This is a genomic window from Ulvibacterium sp. (assembly GCF_965228935.1).
Lineage (GTDB): Bacteria > Bacteroidota > Bacteroidia > Flavobacteriales > Flavobacteriaceae > Ulvibacterium.
This window is the reverse complement of the sequence record NZ_OZ245846.1, coordinates 4,755,382-4,773,788: the sequence shown is the minus strand read 5'-3', so window position 1 is coordinate 4,773,788 and position 18,407 is coordinate 4,755,382. Positions and strand designations below refer to the sequence as shown.

Sequence of the window (18,407 nt, the reverse complement as noted above, 5' to 3'; positions counted from 1 at the left end):
ATATGGAGGATTTTGCCGTTGGCGATGTTGTAGAGACTCTTGATGATACTGTCCGCGGGGTAATTGTACATATAACCCCAAATGAAATTACTATTGAGGATAGGGACGGTTTTTCCTTTAGTTATGCTCCCAAAGAACTGGTAAAGGTTTCGGGCAGAATCCCGGTGTCCCATGATGAGGTGGCCCAGGTTAAGGCGGAGAAGGAGCTTCCCAGGAAACCGGTACGCAAAACCCCAAAACCCAAAGAAAGGAATGCCCCGAAAATGGAAGTGGATCTCCATATCAATCAGTTGGTAAAATCCTCAAAAGGTATGACCAATCATGAGATGTTGAACCTTCAAATGGATACCGCCAAGCGTCAATTGGAATTTGCGATACGCAATCGAATCCAAAAAGTAGTTTTTATCCATGGGGTAGGAGAGGGCGTTTTAAAGGAAGAGCTTAAGTATCTATTTCGGCGCTATGAAAACGTGAAGTATTATGATGCGGACTATAAAAAATATGGATTGGGGGCTACAGAGGTTTTTATTCTCCAGAATTACTGATTGGTAGTTACCAAGGTTCCGAATGTCATGGTTTCTATCTCTTCCAAAGTGACATCATTACTTTCATCGGTATCTCTTTTCAATAGCAAGGAAAGACCATCCAAAGTTATGGTATGGGTATAGCTGATAATTCCATCGGCATTCGGTTCGCTCTCCGTAGTGGATACCTTGATAGCTCCGTTTATGGAGCTAAAATCCCCAGCGATCATTTCCTGGGCGACGGAAGTGGAACAAGCCATATCCGCTGTCGCCAATATGTTCAAAACGGTATTTTTAAACTGTGACTGTGTTGTGGTCTTTAAACTATCTATTCTGGGAGTGTCACCTGTTGGCGAATTCGCAAATAGACTTGTGGGCGCATCCAAGGAGATAAACTCATCGTTAAGCAATTTGTGAAGACGGACAAAGTCATCTGCGGGCGGGGTCCCACATATGGAAACGGCAATATTGCCATAATTTGAAAATGGAACCTCCAAACTAGGACTGTTTGTAGTAGAGGTATTAAAATCCCCATACTCCAAAATAGAGGTATCCGTCAACCGTTCCCCATTATCATTGGTAAGGGAGAGGTCGCGAATGGTAATATTATGACTATATACTTTCTCTGATGCCGTAACACTGCCAACATTGGTGAGTATGGTAATTTCTCCTCCTGTAGCAAAGTTTTCAGCCAACACGGTAGGTTCTAAAGGAGGAATCTCATCACAAAAATAACTACTGCTTACATCCCCGGTAAACAATCTGTACAAGAGTTGTGGACTTCCCGTTGCACTGATGTTGCTTGTGATTGACCCATCCAACGAGGTGATATTTTCCAATAACCCGCTGTTCAAGGTCAAAAGTAGTGCCTCGTCCCCATTGGTTTTAAAGAAAAATGTAGTATCGGTAGCGTCATCCACATTGCCGCAAGAGTCAATGTTCACATCATCAAAATCAACTCCCTCAATCTGCAGATTCCCGTCATCGCAAGAACAAAGTATTGCCAAAAAGCTCAAAAATAAGACTCGTTTCATGGCTCAAATGTAAATGAAATATGTCATAAGTTTGTTCCACTTTGACTAGAAATTAACTTTAAATCGGTTAATTTTGGCAAGTTTAAACCAAATAGATTTTTCATGGAAAAGGTGTATCTGGACAACGCGGCCACTACCCAGGTAAGGAGTAGCGTAATCCATAAAATGCAGGAAGCGTTGACTCAACTTTATGGGAATCCTTCTTCCACCCATAGCTTTGGAAGGTCTGCTAAAACGGTGGTGGAAAGTGCCCGGAAGACCATTGCCAAATATATGAACGCACATCCATCGGAAATCATCTTTACATCTGGAGGAACCGAGGCCGACAATATGATTTTGCGAAGTGCGGTTCGCGATTTGGGGGTTACCACCCTAATTACCTCCAAGATAGAACACCACGCGGTACTCCATACCGCCCAGGATTTGGCAAGGCAAGAAGGTATACATCTTCGGTTTGTAGATTTGGATGAATGGGGCGATCCCAAACTGTCACATTTGGAGGAACTGTTGAAGGAAAACGATGCCAAAAAGTTGGTAAGCCTTATGCATGTGAACAACGAAATTGGCAATAAGATAGCCATTGCCGAGATTTGTGGCCTATGCAAGGATCATGATGCATTTTTTCATTCGGATACGGTACAATCCATTGGTCACTACCCATGGGATGTACAGGAAATCCCGGTTGATTTCCTTACCGCAGCCGCACATAAGTTCCATGGCCCAAAGGGTACCGGGTTTGCATTTATCCGTAAGAACTCGGGTTTAAGACCATTGATTTCGGGAGGTGCCCAAGAACGGGGTTTTAGGGCCGGGACGGAATCTTTTCATAATATCGTCGGATTGGAAGAAGCTTTTACTTCCGCTTATGATAACTTGGAGAAGGAACAATCCTACGTTACCGGATTAAAAAAATATTTCCTGGAAAACATACAAAAGGAAATTCCAGGAGTCCGGTTCAACGGGCATTCGGCGGATTTGGAAAAAAGCATCTATACATTGGTCAGTGTGCGCTTGCCCATAGATTCCCAGAAAGCGATGCTTCTCCTATTTCATTTGGATATAAAGGGTATCGCCTGTTCCAAAGGTAGTGCCTGCCAATCCGGTAACGATATGGGATCCCATGTACTGTCGGAAATATTGCCGGAAGAAGAGTTGAAAAAGCCTTCCCTCCGTTTCTCGTTTTCAAAATACAATACCGAAAAAGAGTTGGATTACGCCATTCAAGTATTGAAGGAGTTTATTGCCGATTAACTTTTATCCTTTTTTCTATCCCTTCTCTTTTCACGGTCATAGGGGAACTTTCGCGCGGCCAGCTTCATCATCCGGTCTATAAGGTCATTGGTATTTTTGCCTGATTTCTTAGTGATCTTTTTTTCGTATTTCCACAACAATTTACCTGTTTTGCCGTCGCTTATCTTTACACCTATCCTTCCATAATTGGCATCGCCCAAAAAATAGTCTATTAAACTGAATTCGTCGGGCACACCTTTTGAAAGTAAAATGTTCAAATCCAAATTCCCACTGATAATCCCATCCACACCCAATAATTCGCTCAATTGTTTTGTAGTATATACGTCTATGTTGGTATAGGAAATATTGTTTTGGGACAAAAGGGCATTGGTGTTTTTTATGTCCTGGAACTCTACGGAAAACTTTTTCTTCTTCTTTCTTTGGGAAAAATAGGTTTCCAGTGCATTTTGTACGGCATGACCTTCCTTTTCCTCCAATTTCTTCAGTTCTTCCCTGGAGATTTCCTCCTTTAGATCCAAATTGGTAAGAAAAGGTACAATGGCCAGGACTTGATGCCCATCGCTTAAAGCATCGAATTTATCGCTTTCATAAATGTTTTTTTGGGCGTGTACAAAGATGGAAGCCAGGAGTAGTACGAAAAAAAGGATATTCCTCATAAATCAGAAAAATGTATCGTAATCATAGTAACAATTTCCAAAGACGTTTAAAAGCCCATGCTGAGACGTAGGTTCAAAACCCGTGCAGTCATAAAATTCGGTACGGCAAATTGTTGTTTGCTGTCCACATCCCTGACCCAGGTATTGGTAATAGAATTTTGGTTATTAAATAGGTTGAATACTTCAAATCCTACGCTTAACTCCTTAAAACTATGTAACCAATGGTCTTTTGGATACCTATTGTCTCGATTTACAAAAATATGGGAAATTCCCAGATCCGCCCTTCTATAATCTCTTAATCTATTCTGAAAAATATAAGGGTCGGCATAGCTCGGGGAACCTCCTGGGACCCCTGTATTGTAGACCAAGTTCAAATACATTCTTAAGTTGGGTATGTCCGGGATGTAATCTTGGAACAAGACCCCTAATTTTAGCCGTTGGTCGGTAGGTCTGGAAATATAGCCCCTATCATCTATGTTCTCCTCCGTTTTAAGATAGCCGATACTTACCCAGGATTCTGTTCCCGGTACAAAAGCGCCGCTCATTCGTAATTCCCCACCATAGACGTATGCTTCTGCGTTGTTGTTTGCCCTGTACCGGATACGAACATCCTCCAAGGTATACGGATTTACATTATCCAGTTTTTTGTAATAGGCCTCCCCCACAAGGGTAAAAGGTCGGTTCCATAGGGTAAAGCTATATTCGTTGCCCATAACCAGATGAAATGATCTCTGGGCCTTGACTTCCGGACGTACAATACCCAAGCTATCCCTTAACTCCCTATAAAATGGAGGTTGTTGATATATTCCACCGGATATCCTAAAAACCATATCCTTTTCCCAATTAGGCTTTATTGCCAATTGCACCCTTGGGCTAAAAATGGTATGTGATACCTTGGCCACATCGGTCCCACTAACCGTCCAATGTTGTGAGCGTATTCCGATATTATAGTAAAACTCATTGCCCCCCCATGTTTTTCGGTCGCTAAATTGAACGAAACCCGAAAAGCGATTGGTCTTCACGAAGTTCCGGGCATTTATACCCTCAAAGGGTACCAAAGGAGCTGTAAACGGCTCCCGAGGCTCGTTGTTGTTGAATTCCGGAAATGGGGGACGGACGGAAAACCCTGCGGAGTCTATAAACTCGGATTCCCTTAGTTGATCTCTAATATCCTCATGTGTATACCTAACACCCCATTCCAATGCTTTTTCATTATGTGCGTACTTGCCTTTATGCGAGATATTTACGATTAAGGCATCCAAATCGTTCCGGGCCCTGTTGATTTGTGTTCCTAGACCCCTGGAGGCGGTAACCTCACCCAAGGTTTCGCTGCCTAGGTTAGTGTCCACTTCACCCAGTTCATATTGGGCGATCACATCCGAATATTCTTCCTCGGTAGTGTGATAAATGGATGAGATAAGTTTTAAGGTTACCTTATCGTTCAAGAAGTAATCACCTTTTAAAGCGGCCAATTGCGTATTGTAGGTATTGTTTTCCCGACCTTGATAGAAGACGACCAACGCTCTAGGTTCGTTCAAGGTTCCAAAATTGGTCTGTCTGTTCAAGGGTTCGTTTTGATAGTCGTTTCGGGAAAGGTTCCCCAGGAAACCCAGCTGGAATTTTTTAGAAAACCTATAGGTCATGTAACTCTGCACATCTACAAAAACTGGATTGAAATTGGCATTGGTCTGTTGGCTATTAACCAAAAGGCCGTTGTTGCGATAGCGAACACCGGAAACGCTTGTAAAATTTTTGTTTTTGGAGACGGTTTCCACAACCGCGCTTGCTCCCAGGAAACTTAAATCCAGTTGGGCACCAAAAGTGACCGGGTTTTTATAGGTTATATCCAATACGGAGGATAATTTGTCCCCGTATTTTGCTTGGAATCCACCGGGCGAAAACCTAACGTCACGGGCCATATCACTATTTACAAAACTTAACCCTTCCTGTTGCGCAGATCGAATAAGGAAAGGACGGTACACCTCTATCTCATTGATGTACACCAGATTTTCATCATAATTTCCTCCACGAACGGAATATTGCGTGCTTAATTCGTTATTGGAAGTAACTCCGGGAAGTAGCTTTAAGATATTTTCGACTCCCGCATTGGCCCCCGGTATTTTTCGTAATTCCTGGGGAGCTAAAATGGCAATGCCTTCCACACTTTTGCTGCCGGTAGGGGTAACGGTAATCCCGTCTATTTGGATAACATCAATCTTCATAACGGGATTAAACTCGTAGGTTTCGTTTGTGATGAGTATCAAATCTTCGAGAATAACACTTTTATGCCCTAAATGCGAAAAGGTAATCGTGGTTTTTTCATCCGCAACAATCTGTAATACATAAAACCCGTTTTCATCCGAAAATGTACCTGTTCTTCCCGAAGAAACATTAACATCGGATAACGGTACATTCTTTTCGTCCAAAATTACACCCGTGATAGTCGCGGTCTGGGCATTTGCAAAAACAGCCAGACAGCATATCAACAACGTAGGAATGTACTGTGGGTACCTCAAATTCCTTATTTTCTATAAAAAATTGTGGATAGGGTATTACTATTTCCGACATTGTCGGTAACCACGACTTTTAGCTCACATTGTTTTTTATCCAAAATAACATCGTCGAAGTTATACATGAGGGTCTTGGTTTTGGGCTCATACTCCATTAAGATCCATTCACCGTTCAGGGTGGCCGAATATGAATCGATACCACTTAAGTCATCTGCAATGTATAGACTTAGATAACGGTAATTGTTGAGCCACTGTTTCTCTTTAAAATTCTTGGTACGGATAATTGGGGCCAGAGTGTCCTTGGCCAGGGTATAAGTGCCCAGATTTCGAGTTCTGGCGGTAAAAACGTTCCCTCTTTTATAAGTAGAGACGTAACCGGGTCTAAGTTTCTTGTCCAGACGTGCTATAAACAGTTGTTCGCGTTCGCTTTCGGAATATTTTGAGGTGTCAAAAGTTATTGTAAAATTGCGGTGGGCAGGGACCGTATTGCTATGAATTTTTACTGTGTCCTCCCCTTTTTCCAGATCCAAATAAAAATCCTCATAAAAGGTGTTCGATGGAAAATAAACCTTGGCCGCTCCTAAATCATAATTGTTCGGTTTTTTGGCAATGATGTAATGATCGGTCTTTTTTTCTTCCCGTTCCTTTTTGACCATTTCCCTTTTCCCTTCTACGGGAATGAGCAATTTAACCTGGTTGCCTTCAAAATCCTTGATCAACAACTCAACATTATAACTTAGGCCCTCCCGGACCACAATCTTTCCATCGTTATGAAGGGTGTTGTATATACTGAGTCTATTGCCTGGGGATTTAAAACACTTTTGGATCCGCTGCTTGTATTTTCCCAGGTGATGATAGTCAATCAATGTATTGATATACCGGGTTTCGGAAAATGAGAATTTCTCAAAACTATAGTCCGAGTATACCTTTCCATTCACCAATTGTTGTACGGAGTAAACCCCGTTTTTATTGGCCGCCATATCCTGTCGGTCATACCCGATAAAACCAAAACCAATGGTGCCTGCAGCCCGAACTTTATCCGCGAGAAAGGTGCCGTCCTTTTGTTTTGAAAAATTGATCTGTATTTTGTTCTTACTCTGGTTGATCAATGCATCTTCGGAGAGCGGATACCCATATAATTTTCGTAATGTAGGGTTGGTAGCATCCCTTACCTCGTAGCCATATAACAAGGGATTGGTGGGTTTTTCCGAGATACTGCTTCGTATCTCAAAATGAAGGTGTGGGCCGGAAGATCCACCTGTATTCCCACTATAGGCGATCAGTTCCCCTTTCTCTACCTTAAGTTCCCCATAATCCGGAAACACTTCCACCTCATAGGACCTTTTTTGGTATTGTATTTTTTTGATATACTCCTCCAAATCGGGAGAAAATTTTTGGAGATGTGCGTAAACCGAAGTATATCCGTTTGGATGGGCCACATAGACTGCCTTACCATACCCCCAGTGCGATATTTTAATACGTGTTACGCTCCCGTCCCCAATGACATAAACAGGAAGACCTTGCCGTTGTTGGGTCTTTATATCGATGCCGGCATGAAAATGATTCGAACGCAATTCCCCAAAAGTTCCTGCCAAGATTAGGGGAATACCCATGGGGGATCCAAAAGCCTCCTTGGGATAATTTTCCTGTCCCCATGTGGTGATATAACTTAGCAAGAGCACTCCTAAAAAAACTTTTCGCATAGCATAATAATGTGGGTACGAAAGTAATTAATCGCTTTGAATCCCTGAAAGCTCATCGATTCAAATATGGACGTTCCATAGTACTCAACGATTTATGACCAATTAAAGTATTACTTCAAGAATAATTGAAAAAAGTATTGCTAAGTCGTTAGATGTATGTTAACTTTGTGTAACATGCATTGAATAGCTACATGAGCGAATTGGTACAAATTGTTGATTCCTTGGAGAACAAAATTAGCAAGTTGTTGCACAAAATGGAATTACTCCAGCAAGCCAATTCAAAGCTTGAAAATGAATTGCTAGCCGTAAGAAACGATAGGGATCGTGTTGTGGATTCCGTCGCGGAATGGCAGGAGAAATACAATTCGCTAAAACTTGCTAATTCAATGCTGGGCAGTAATACAAATAAAACAGAAGCTAAGCTTAAGATAAACACATTAATCCGGGAGTTGGATCATTGTATCGCCCAACTCGCGGAATAATGCTCAAAAATTATAATGCAGGAAAGGCTAAAGATCAAACTTTCGATTGCAGATAGGGTATATCCCTTAACGATAGACCCTTCCCAAGAGGAGGGACTGCGAAAGGCAGCCAAAAATATTGAACAACTGGCCAAGAAGTTTGAGCAAAACTATGCCGTACGGGATAAGCAAGATGTGCTGGCCATGTGTGCCCTACAATTTGCCTCGAAAATAGAGCAAAGGGGCATTGATCAATCGGAAGGCACCAAGAAGGCCAAAGAACGCCTAAGGGCGTTGGATGATCTGGTAAATTCCAAACTAAGCTTAAAATAAGTTCTTTTAAATATATAGTTACTGCCCACATTGGTATTATCTTTTGACGAACTCAACACTAATTTGTTTGAAAAGGGTGAGTTTAGGTTGTAAAAGCAGGCCTTACTAGTATAAGGATCCTTGAGCAGTCTGTTAGCCCTAAACTTGTTTATAGGAGTTTGTACAAAACTTCTCCAATGTGGGCTTTTTTTATAAATGAAACCGCCATGGATGATAACATTATTATTCATCAAGGTCGTCGGTTACATTAATTTCGCTTCGGGGCGGACTCCGTTTTTTATACAAACGGATTAACAATTTTAATTTTCGATACTATGGATATCACTACGGCAATAATTACCGGAATCGTTGGCCTCATTGTAGGCTTTGTAATAGCCAAGTTTATGGAAAAAGGCAAGGCTTCCAAGACCATGGCCAATGCCAAAAGAGAGGCCTCATCTATTATAAAGGATTCCAAATTGGAAGGGGAGACCATTAAAAAGGATAAGATTTTCCAGGCCAAGGAAAAATTCCTAGAGCTTAAGGCGGAGCATGAAAAGGTTATTATCAACAAGAACAAAAAAATTGCGGAAGCGGAAAAGCGGACCCGTGACAAGGAATCCCAGGTAAGCAATGAGTTGGCAAGGAACAAAAAACTCAACGAGCAACTTGAAAGGAAGATAAAGGATGTGCATCATAAGACCGAGTTTTATGAAAAAAAGCAATCAGAACTTGAAAAATTACATAAAAACCAAGTTCAGCAGTTAGAGGTTATTTCCGGTCTTTCGGCCGAAGAGGCAAAAAGCCAATTATTGGAATCCCTGAAGGAAACAGCCAAGACCGATGCTATGGCCTATATGCAGACCACTTTGGAAGAGGCCAAATTAACGGCGCAACAGGAAGCAAAGAAGATTGTCATAAATACGATTCAACGTATAGGTACGGAAGAAGCGGTGGAGAATTGCGTTTCTGTATTTAACTTGGAATCCGATGATGTAAAAGGTCGGATTATTGGTAGGGAAGGTAGGAACATCAGGGCCTTGGAATCTGCCACAGGGGTAGAAATCATTGTAGATGATACCCCGGAAGCCATTATATTATCCTGTTTTGACTCCGTACGACGGGAGGTGGCAAGATTGTCCCTTCATAAATTGGTAACGGATGGTCGTATACATCCGGCACGGATCGAGGAGATCGTAAAAAAGACGGAAAAACAAATAGAACAGGAAATAGTAGAAGTAGGCAAGCGCACGGTCATTGATTTAGGAATCCATGGATTGCATCCTGAATTAATAAAAGCAGTGGGGAGAATGAAGTACAGATCTTCCTATGGTCAGAATTTACTGCAACATTCCAGGGAGGTCGCCAAACTTTGCGGCGTAATGGCTGCTGAATTGGGACTCAATCCAAAATTGGCCAAAAGAGCGGGACTATTGCATGATATTGGTAAAGTACCGAATACCGAGGCGGAAATAGAGACGCCACATGCTATTTTGGGAATGCAATGGGCCGAGAAGTTTGGTGAAAAATCGGATGTTTGCAATGCCATTGGAGCCCACCATGACGAGGTGGAAATGAAAACACTTATCTCCCCTATAGTCCAGGTATGCGATGCCATTAGCGGGGCAAGGCCCGGTGCACGTAGGCAAGTATTGGATTCCTATATACAGCGGCTTAAGGACTTGGAGGACATCGCCTTCGGTTTTGGAGGTGTCCAAAAAGCATATGCCATACAAGCAGGTAGGGAGCTTCGTGTGATTGTGGAGAGTGAAAAAGTGAGTGATGATAAGGCCGCACAGCTGTCGTTTGAGATTTCGCAAAAAATTCAAACGGACATGACTTATCCAGGGCAAGTGAAGATAACCGTAATTCGCGAAACTCGATCCGTAAACGTTGCCAAATAAGAGTTAAGTTACGAAGCCCCCGAAAGAATATCTTTTCTTTCCTTTTTTTAGAAATCGTTTGACGACACGAACTTGTAAAGGATTATTCCCTGGGCCAGGTGTTGAAATACTTTTTGGGTTTTGCAAAAATATCGTTTCGCATCTCAATGGTTAATGACTTTTATCATACTTTTTAGGGGTTTTGAACTCTATCTTTAAAATGATTTTTAAACCTGAGGAGATGAAAAAGCAAACACCCGTATCGGTAATAATGACCAAGAACGTTATTACCCTGAACAATGCAGATAATTTGGAAACTGCGGAGCGTCTTTTCAAAAAGCACCGCATTAGGCATATCCCAGTGGTTTCTGGAGAGGAAATCATAGGAATGTTGAGCTATACCGATCTTTTACGGATTAGTTTTGCCGATGCCGTTGATGATGATGACGAATATGTGGAAACCATGGTCTATAATATGTTTACGATAGGACAGGTTATGGCCAAAACCTTGATCAGTGTTCCTTCAACGGCTACTGTGCAAGAGGTTGCCGAAATTCTATCCGATAGGGAATTTCATGCGATTCCCGTTGTGGATGATGGAAAGTTGGTGGGAATCGTTACGACCACGGATTTGATCAATTTTTTGCTCGAACAATTTTAGAGGATTATTCCTCAGTTTTTGACGAAACCGAAATGTCAATAAGATGCCCTTTGGGGAACTAAAATCTTATATCCAATCCATTTCATGGACTTTCGAAATGTAGTCTTGTACCGGCATTTTGGGCAAATGATTGTGAAGTCGACACTTTCGGTGTATCAGTTTTTCATCTCCTTCATTACCGTAATGGGAATGTCCTTGGCCCCGGCATAAAAAACAATAATCTCGGCAGGCTCGGTACCTTCGTTTTTTCCATAATGAATGGTATTGACCAATTCCACAATGGGATCACCAGCTTTTAGATGCAGGGTATTGTTGTTTTCATCCACCACAGTAAGTTCTCCGCGAAGCAATACACCCGCATTGATAACATGATGTTCATGGGGAGGTAATTGGGTCTTGGGAGGAATAATGAATTTCAAGATTTTTATATGAGGTTGGCCTTCCGGGTATTCCGGAAGTTGGTTCCCATCCCAACTCTTGTTCGTATCGGCCAAAGTAAATACCTCGATTTTCCCTGAACCGCTTTCACGACAGGAAACCATCACCATACTCAAACAAAATAGAAAGGTCAAAACTTTTGCCATATCATATCAAAATTTGTTACGAACTATACCCTGGTAAATCTGGATATGATTTCATTGTGTTGCGGAAATTGGGATAGTAAACTTTGCCGATCGGCAAGGACAAAATCCTCAAAATCAAATCCCGGGGAAACGGTACATCCCATTAGGGAATATGCCCCTTTATTGAAAGTCTCCGCTGCAAACCAATATGCTCCAGGCACCGTAAATTGAGGTCGCTCTCCCTTTTTAAAATCGTTGCCGATTCGCACATTGGAGTAATCACCATTTGGTGAAATCATATGCAGCTGTATCGGGGAGCCTTTATAGAAGTGCCAAATTTCATCCTGTTGAATTTTGTGAAAAGCGGAAAACGTTTTGGAAGTAAGGAGAAAATAGATACCGGTGGCATAGTTGCGCGATCCTGAATAGGCATCGCCTAAGTTCTTTGGATCTATGGTACCTTCACTTCTGTAGGTCTCCTTAAAATAACCACCCTCTGGATGCGGTTTTAAGCCCAAACTTTGGATAATTTCTTCAACTTCTTCCATTTTGTATGATGGGGTTGGTATTCCATTACTTTGCATCTATCGTTTCCGATTTTGCCCAAGAGTAAAACGGGATAAAAATAGATGAATTTTTTTATACCCATTTGTGGGCTTTAAGTCTTTATGATCAATTATCCAATAAAGCAACGATTCGTAATGGTGCGCCACTTCCTTGCTTTATTTTCATCGGTAAGGCAATTATCTTAAATCCTGTTTCCGGCAGTTTATCCAGATTTGTCAAGTTTTCGAAAGCAGGAATGTTTTGGCCCAGGAGGATTACATGACTCTTAAAATATTGGGATTGACCATAATCGATACTCGGTGTATCGATTCCAATCGACTTTATTTTTCGATTATCTACCAACCATTGCGCGGCTTCCGGGGACAGTCCCGGGAAATGGAGCAATTGAACTGCCTCTTCACCACGCTGATCCGTACCCAAGTACTTCATTTTGTCAGGATAAAACCTTGAAAAACCCGTTTCGAGCAACACAATGCTTCCATCCGGAATTTGGATGTCTTTTTCTTTCTCCCAATCCATGAAGTCTTCAATTCCTATTTGATAATCCGGATTTCCCATAGCTTTTGATGAGATATCGATCTTAATGGCATCGCCCATTAAATTATTGAGTGGAATCTCATCAACGGTCTGTCCCTTTTCGGAAAAATGGATAGGGGCATCTATATGTGTTCCACCATGCTCGGCCGTTGCAAAATTGTTTGCTGCATAGTAGTACCCTTTATCCGTTTCTCCCTGGGCTACGACATCAAATTCAAATTCCTTGGCAGTAACCCAATATACGGTCTCCTCCGAAAAGACGTGGGTGAGGTCAACAACTTGATTAAAGGAAACTTGGTGTTCATTTGTAACGGAGTTTGCTTTTTCGGAACGGGGTTGATCTTTACAAGCTAAAACTAAGCATACACCAACTGAAATCTGTACAAAGGTAGTTTTCATGACATTATACGTATTTTATTCTATTTAGTTTGTATCCCCTCCTTTCGCATCAGCTCAAGCCCATAATTCCTAATCGTTTCTATAATGGGAATGGCCGTCTTGCCTTTGGGTGTAATGGAATACTCCACCTTGGGCGGGACTACGGGATAGACTTCCCGATGTACAAAGCCCTCCGCCTCCAGTTGTCGCAGTTGGGAAGTCAACATTTTGTCCGTAATATGGGGAATATCCTTGCGTAATTCACCAAATCGCATGACCCGATTCTTCAATCGCCATAAAATGGGCATCTTCCAAGTACCGCCAATTCTATCCATGGCAAACTCTACGGGGTTGTAGTACAGTTTGTTGTTATATAAAAATTCTGGCATTGGCCCTTATTTTATTAACACTTTCCAAAAAGTTAGTACCTCTCTCTTTGGTAAGTATATTGCCAAAGGTAAGTATTACTTCTAAATTTGGTTGACCAAAAAATAAAAAAATGACAAATTCAATCAAAGAGGTACAAGCCTATGTACATTCCCATGGTATGCCGACCAAAGGCAAGATTTTGATGGTAGCGAGTAGCCCGACTATTTCAAAACAGACAGGGTGGCCCATTGGTTTTTGGGCGGCCGAGTTGACACACCCGCTCCATGTTTTTCAAGAAGCTGGATATGAAGTGGAACTGGCCTCCACCGAAGGAGGTAAAATAGAAATGGATGCGTACTCGGATCCGACCGATTCAAGTGGCTACTCTGCCCATGACATTATCTCATTGGGATACATGCAATTGGATTGGTTCAATAAACTGTTGAATGGCACCAAAAAATTATCCGATGTCAATACAGATGATTATCAGGCCATTTTTCTTGTGGGTGGGCAAGGACCAATGTATACCTATAAAGGAAACAAAGTACTGGAAGAACTTTTTGTAGGTTTTTATGAAGCCGGAAAGCCCAGCGCGGTAGTTTGCCATGCCACCACTTTATTATTGGAGGCCAAGACCAGTAAGGGCACACTTCTGGTTGATGATAAAACTTGGACGGGCTTTTCCGATGTCGAGGAAAACTACGCCGATGATGCGGTGGGCCAAAAAATACAGCCTTACAGGATTGAGGAGGAGGCCCAAAAAATATTGAATACCCAATTTAAGGTAGCGGTACCCTTTTCTTCCTATGCCATTGCGGATGGAAATTTAATAACGGGACAACAGCAAAACTCCGGTGCAGCGGCGGCAAGATTACTTATTGAGCAGTTGGTTGGATGACATGATTTTTGAGGATAGTTGAAATTATTGGGTCGAATGAGGTAATTTAATATATTCAAATTATGCTTTACCCAGGCATAAAAAATAAATACATATGAAGTTGGCATTTATCGGAATCGGTAATGTAGGATTTGCATTGGCCGATAACCTGCAAAAAAAGGGACATGACATTGTCATTGCCCACGACGATGTAAATAGTTCAAGCGTTCGGAAAGCGAAAGAGAAAAACCCCAATTTTAGGGCCTTGCCCCTTCAAGAAGCGGTTAGTGGGTCAAATCTTGTTTTTTTGGCCACACCTTTTGGAATCAACCAGTCTGTCTTGGAGCCCTTACAATTCCATGGAAAAATTTTGATAGACTGTACCAATCCGGTCGGAGCAGGAATTTCCCATGGATTGGAAAGCAAAATATCGGGTGCCGAGAAAGTACAGGAATGGGCACCGGATGCCAAAGTCGTGAAATCCTATACCATCTACGGCTACGAGAACCTGATGAACGCCAATTTCCCAAATTATAATGTGAAGCCCGTAATGCTTATTGCGGGAAATGATGTAGAGGCCAAAAAACAGGTTTTGCCCCTAAACTCGGATATGGGATTTGAAACCTTGGATGTTGGCGACCTATCACAAGCCTTGCACTTGGAACATATGACCCTCTTATGGGTGAAAATGGTCAGGGCCAACGGGCATCATCCCAATTTTACCTGGGCCTATTTGGAGCAATAACCTTTTGAAGAGAATTAGGCACGGCATGGATATGTAGGTTCATTTACCCATGCCGAAAACTATAAAAATGGGATATTGCCTTGAACTTTCGTCGATTTTTTAAACTGAAAAAAGGAGACCGTATTACGGACGGATTATTTTTTCGATTTCGTTCAACTCTTCTTCGGAGAATTCCAAGTTCTCCGTGGTCTGTACGTTATCCAACATTTGTTTGGGGCTACTGACACCGACCAGAACAGAAGTTATCCGCTCATCCTTCAATAACCAGGCGATTGCCATTTGAGCCGTACTTTGTCCCCTTTTCCCTGCAATTGTATTCAATCGCTGTACTTTATCCACCAATTCCGCGGTAATTTTTTCTTTCTGAAGGTATCTTCCGTCTTTAATGGCCCTAGATTCTTCCGGGATTCCTTTTAGATATTTATTCGTAAGGATACCTTGCTCCAATGGAGAAAATGCTATGGCCCCGATCCCTTGGTTACCAAGTTCATCCAACAACCCATTCTCCACCCATCTATCCATCATACTGTAGCGGGGCTGGTGAATGCACAATTTCGTACCCATTTGCTGCAGAATTTCTGCCGCTTGGCGTGTGAGCTCTGCAGGATATTGGGAAACACCCACATAAAGTGCCTTGCCTTGTTGTACGATTTGGTGTAACGCTCCCATGGTTTCCTCCAAAGGAGTATCTGGATCGGGCCTGTGGTGATAAAAAATGTCGACGTAATCCAGTCCCATTCGTTTTAAACTTTGATCAAGACTGGCAATCAGGTATTTTTTGGAACCGAAGTTTCCGTAAGGTCCCGGCCACATATCCCAACCTGCCTTGCTCGAAATAATCAATTCATCGCGATAGGGTCGAAAATCCTTCTCAAAGATCCGTCCAAAATTTTCTTCAGCGGCACCATAAGGAGGCCCATAGTTGTTTGCCAAATCGAAGTGCGTTATCCCATAGTCAAAGGCGGTTCTCAAAATTTCCCGTGCATTGGTAAAATCGTCCGCATGGCCAAAATTGTGCCATAGGCCCACGGAAATAGCCGGTAACAATAGCCCACTTCTACCGCAACGGCGATAGGGCATTTTGTCATAGCGACTTTCCTTGGCCTCATAGTTTCCTATTGATTGATTGTCAAAACCCATTAATTGATGTATTTATTAAGTAATTGCTTAAAATCCTAAAATATAAAAAACCCTTCCCGGATTCGGTCAAGGGTAGGGCCGTAATATAGGTTAAATCCATGAGTACTTCAACTATTCTTTCTCAATAGTTTGATTGTCCCCAGTTTCGAAAGATCTTTCTGATTTTTTAATTTGGTTTTGGACAAAGTACAGTTCCTATACCATCCGCTTAGAATTTATTTTGTTTTCTTTGCTTCTTCACCTGTTTAACCATTTTTCCGAAACTTTTATCCCTCTTTTTCTTTTCCAGGACACTCGATTCAAAATGCAGTTTTTCCCGTTCAATTTTTTGAAAATTGGCATAGGAATTATAGTCTATGTCTCCATTTTCAACTGCTTCCAATACGGCACATCCTTTTTCTTGGGTATGTGTACAGTCCTTAAACTTACAATTCTGGGTGTATTCAAGGATTGTTTCAAATGTAATTTCCAATCCGCCGGATAAATCGGAAATTCCTACCTCTCTCATTCCGGGATTATCGATCAGTATACCACCATTTTCCATCACCACCAATTCGCGATGACTCGTAACGTGCCTCCCTTTATTTACACTGGTACTTATATGGCCGGTCTTCATCACCGATTTTCCAGAAATATGGTTTAGCAATGTTGATTTACCTACTCCCGAGGAGCCAAGAAGGCAATATGTTTTCCCTTTTTGGATGATTCGGTTCAGAGTATCATAGCCTTTGTCCATTTGGTTACTGACCGTAACTATGGGAATGCCTTTTATTCGTTGTTTTACACGATATACAACATTTTCCGAATCGGATTCAGGTAATAGATCAATTTTACTCAAGACGATAATCGGTGCTACTTTTGAAGCGTTGCAGATCGTTAAATAGCGTTCCAATCGATTTACATTAAAATCCCGGTCAACGGCTTGTACGATCAATCCAAAATCAATATTCGTCGCGATTATTTGTACCTGTGCCTTTTTCCCAACGGCCTGTCTTTCCAAAATGGAAGTTCGTGGATAAACGGCCCGAATCAAGGCCTTGTTATCATCATATTCGGAAAAGGCAACCCAGTCCCCAACCGCAGGTAGGTCATATCTGCTTTCCGCCGTAAATCTCAAATTACCCAAAATTTCGGCATCAAATTCCTTTGTTGGGCTTTTTACAATATAGCGTTCCTTATGTTCGGAGATAACCCTCCCTACTTCAAACAAATCTAAATTTTGGTCGATTTTAAATTGTTCCAAGACGTCATGGTAACCTAAATCTTGAAGTGTCATCGTAGTTTTATTTTAAACAAAACAATTCCATTTATACTTTCATCCAAGAAACTCAATGGAGTTTGAGGTAACGAAATAGAGCGGATGCAAAGTTAAGATTTTGAGGTTGGAAATGCATCAAAACTTTAGATGGAAGTGGGTTTTTCGAACCATTTTATGGGGTCAGTTCAATACGGTTTCCTTCTGGGTCGGAAATAACACTTTCATAATAACCATCACCCGTGGTTCTCGGTTCCCCAATGATTTCAAATCCATCATTTCTTAGGACTTCGGTAAGTTGATCTACTTTATCCTTGCTTCCAACTGAAATTGCAAAGTGTGCCTGTCCGTTTATCAGTCCTTTATCTCCTATATGTGGTGGAATATCCGATCGATGCATTAACTCAATCCTTGCCCCGCCTTCGAAAGAAAGAAAATACGATGAAAACTGCTTTTCGTGATTTACGTACTTTTTATTGGACTTCATATTGAAGTAGGTAACGTAAAAATCCTTCATCAATTCCAAATTTTTAACCCATAGGGCTAGGTGCTCTATTTTCATGTATCAATAGTGTCATTTTAGCCTAACAATTCCATTTCTGTATAGATTCAATGCCTGGTCCATGATCGAATAAATGGCATCGATAGGTAAATCCTGCTTGGGATTTACCCTAAAAATCTTCATCCGTGATCGATTGCCCGTTTCCAGTTTGGGATGGTGCAGGTGCTTTCCTTCGACCATAAGAAAATAGGGTTCATTACTTTTTTTATCCACCCATAGATAGCAAAAAGCCTTTCCCTTATAACAAAAACAGGGCATTCCGTATTTTCGGGTCTCCATAATTTGGTCGTCCATCTTCACAACGATATCCCTCATGGCCAATAAGCAACTTTTGTTGGGTTCCGGCTTAGCAAAATAGAAGTCGTTCGTATCGTTGGCCATTTTTGGTATCCGATTACAAGTTTGGTAGGCTTTGGATT

20 protein-coding genes and 1 other RNA gene are annotated in these 18,407 nt (G+C 41.7%); 9 read left to right on the top strand and 12 right to left on the bottom strand.

Going from position 1 to position 18,407, the window contains the following annotated elements; all coding sequences use genetic code 11:
• Positions 1–2: 2 nt before the first annotated feature.
• The gene (locus ACO06Y_RS20045; RefSeq protein WP_422080825.1) at positions 3–545 is read left to right on the top strand and encodes a Smr/MutS family protein; all 543 of its coding nucleotides are present in this window, start codon (positions 3–5) and stop codon (positions 543–545) included.
• Here ACO06Y_RS20045 and ACO06Y_RS20040 read toward each other — a convergent pair.
• Positions 539–1,558: a hypothetical protein gene (locus tag ACO06Y_RS20040; RefSeq protein ID WP_422080824.1), complete on the bottom strand. Its 1,020-nt coding sequence runs from the start codon at positions 1,556–1,558 to the stop codon at positions 539–541. The two genes, ACO06Y_RS20045 and ACO06Y_RS20040, sit on opposite strands and share 7 nt — an antisense overlap.
• 102 nt (positions 1,559–1,660) lie before the next feature.
• On the opposite strand from ACO06Y_RS20040, the gene ACO06Y_RS20035 reads away from it, so the two are divergent.
• On the top strand, positions 1,661–2,809 hold the full coding sequence (locus ACO06Y_RS20035; protein WP_422080823.1) for a cysteine desulfurase family protein: 1,149 nt from the start codon (positions 1,661–1,663) through the stop codon (positions 2,807–2,809).
• On the opposite strand, the gene ACO06Y_RS20030 is transcribed toward ACO06Y_RS20035, so the two are convergent.
• From ACO06Y_RS20030 to ACO06Y_RS20020, 3 genes are read right to left on the bottom strand one after another with little or no spacing between them, the layout of a single operon-like run.
• Complete coding sequence (locus ACO06Y_RS20030) at positions 2,806–3,465, bottom strand: hypothetical protein (RefSeq protein ID WP_422080822.1); 660 nt, start codon at positions 3,463–3,465, stop codon at positions 2,806–2,808. The two genes, ACO06Y_RS20035 and ACO06Y_RS20030, sit on opposite strands and share 4 nt — an antisense overlap.
• 47 nt (positions 3,466–3,512) lie before the next feature.
• Positions 3,513–5,981, bottom strand: coding sequence for a TonB-dependent receptor (locus ACO06Y_RS20025; protein WP_422080821.1), 2,469 nt, complete (start codon positions 5,979–5,981; stop codon positions 3,513–3,515).
• 5 nt (positions 5,982–5,986) lie between these two features.
• Complete coding sequence (locus ACO06Y_RS20020; protein ID WP_422080820.1) at positions 5,987–7,678, bottom strand: M23 family metallopeptidase; 1,692 nt, start codon at positions 7,676–7,678, stop codon at positions 5,987–5,989.
• A 191-nt stretch (positions 7,679–7,869) separates the two neighbouring features.
• On the opposite strand from ACO06Y_RS20020, the gene ACO06Y_RS20015 reads away from it, so the two are divergent.
• The 5 genes from ACO06Y_RS20015 (at position 7,870) to ACO06Y_RS19995 (ending at position 10,995) form a co-directional block, all read left to right on the top strand.
• Positions 7,870–8,160: a hypothetical protein gene (locus ACO06Y_RS20015; protein ID WP_422080819.1), complete on the top strand. Its 291-nt coding sequence runs from the start codon at positions 7,870–7,872 to the stop codon at positions 8,158–8,160.
• A gap of 15 nt (positions 8,161–8,175) precedes the next feature.
• Positions 8,176–8,472: a cell division protein ZapA gene (locus ACO06Y_RS20010; protein WP_422080818.1), complete on the top strand. Its 297-nt coding sequence runs from the start codon at positions 8,176–8,178 to the stop codon at positions 8,470–8,472.
• A gap of 50 nt (positions 8,473–8,522) precedes the next feature.
• A non-coding RNA gene (gene ssrS, locus ACO06Y_RS20005) (6S RNA) lies at positions 8,523–8,632 on the top strand.
• 154 nt (positions 8,633–8,786) lie between these two features.
• Positions 8,787–10,355, top strand: coding sequence for a ribonuclease Y (rny, locus tag ACO06Y_RS20000; protein ID WP_422080817.1), 1,569 nt, complete (start codon positions 8,787–8,789; stop codon positions 10,353–10,355).
• 220 nt (positions 10,356–10,575) lie between these two features.
• On the top strand, positions 10,576–10,995 hold the full coding sequence (locus ACO06Y_RS19995; protein ID WP_422080816.1) for a CBS domain-containing protein: 420 nt from the start codon (positions 10,576–10,578) through the stop codon (positions 10,993–10,995).
• A gap of 155 nt (positions 10,996–11,150) precedes the next feature.
• Here ACO06Y_RS19995 and ACO06Y_RS19990 read toward each other — a convergent pair whose 3' ends face one another.
• The 4 genes from ACO06Y_RS19990 to ACO06Y_RS19975 form a co-directional block, all read right to left on the bottom strand.
• A complete protein-coding gene (locus ACO06Y_RS19990; protein WP_422080815.1) occupies positions 11,151–11,579 on the bottom strand; it encodes a cupin domain-containing protein in 429 nt (142 codons plus the stop codon).
• Positions 11,580–11,602: 23 nt separating this feature from the next.
• On the bottom strand, positions 11,603–12,106 hold the full coding sequence (locus tag ACO06Y_RS19985) for a cupin domain-containing protein (RefSeq protein WP_422080814.1): 504 nt from the start codon (positions 12,104–12,106) through the stop codon (positions 11,603–11,605).
• Positions 12,107–12,230: 124 nt separating this feature from the next.
• Entirely contained in the window at positions 12,231–13,061 is an 831-nt protein-coding gene (locus ACO06Y_RS19980; RefSeq protein WP_422080813.1) for a cyclase family protein, read from the bottom strand.
• Between the two features lie 20 nt (positions 13,062–13,081).
• Positions 13,082–13,429 carry a winged helix-turn-helix transcriptional regulator gene (locus ACO06Y_RS19975; protein WP_422080812.1) on the bottom strand — a complete coding sequence of 116 codons (348 nt, stop codon included), beginning with the start codon at positions 13,427–13,429 and terminating at the stop codon, positions 13,082–13,084.
• Positions 13,430–13,539: 110 nt separating this feature from the next.
• On the opposite strand from ACO06Y_RS19975, the gene ACO06Y_RS19970 reads away from it, so the two are divergent.
• On the top strand, positions 13,540–14,307 hold the full coding sequence (locus tag ACO06Y_RS19970) for a type 1 glutamine amidotransferase domain-containing protein (protein ID WP_422080811.1): 768 nt from the start codon (positions 13,540–13,542) through the stop codon (positions 14,305–14,307).
• A 94-nt stretch (positions 14,308–14,401) separates the two neighbouring features.
• Positions 14,402–15,031 (top strand): NADPH-dependent F420 reductase, encoded by a 630-nt coding sequence (locus tag ACO06Y_RS19965; protein ID WP_422080810.1) that lies wholly within the window; start codon positions 14,402–14,404, stop codon positions 15,029–15,031.
• 123 nt (positions 15,032–15,154) lie between these two features.
• On the opposite strand, the gene mgrA is transcribed toward ACO06Y_RS19965, so the two are convergent.
• From mgrA to ACO06Y_RS19945, 4 genes are all read right to left on the bottom strand, one after another.
• Positions 15,155–16,171 (bottom strand): L-glyceraldehyde 3-phosphate reductase, encoded by a 1,017-nt coding sequence (gene mgrA, locus ACO06Y_RS19960; protein WP_422080809.1) that lies wholly within the window; start codon positions 16,169–16,171, stop codon positions 15,155–15,157.
• Positions 16,172–16,379: 208 nt separating this feature from the next.
• The gene (gene rsgA / locus ACO06Y_RS19955; RefSeq protein ID WP_422080808.1) at positions 16,380–17,447 is read right to left on the bottom strand and encodes a ribosome small subunit-dependent GTPase A; all 1,068 of its coding nucleotides are present in this window, start codon (positions 17,445–17,447) and stop codon (positions 16,380–16,382) included.
• Positions 17,448–17,601: 154 nt separating this feature from the next.
• Positions 17,602–17,988, bottom strand: coding sequence for a VOC family protein (locus tag ACO06Y_RS19950; protein ID WP_422080807.1), 387 nt, complete (start codon positions 17,986–17,988; stop codon positions 17,602–17,604).
• A 12-nt stretch (positions 17,989–18,000) separates the two neighbouring features.
• Positions 18,001–18,369: a DUF1801 domain-containing protein gene (locus ACO06Y_RS19945; RefSeq protein ID WP_422080806.1), complete on the bottom strand. Its 369-nt coding sequence runs from the start codon at positions 18,367–18,369 to the stop codon at positions 18,001–18,003.
• Between the last annotated feature and the right edge of the window lie 38 nt (positions 18,370–18,407).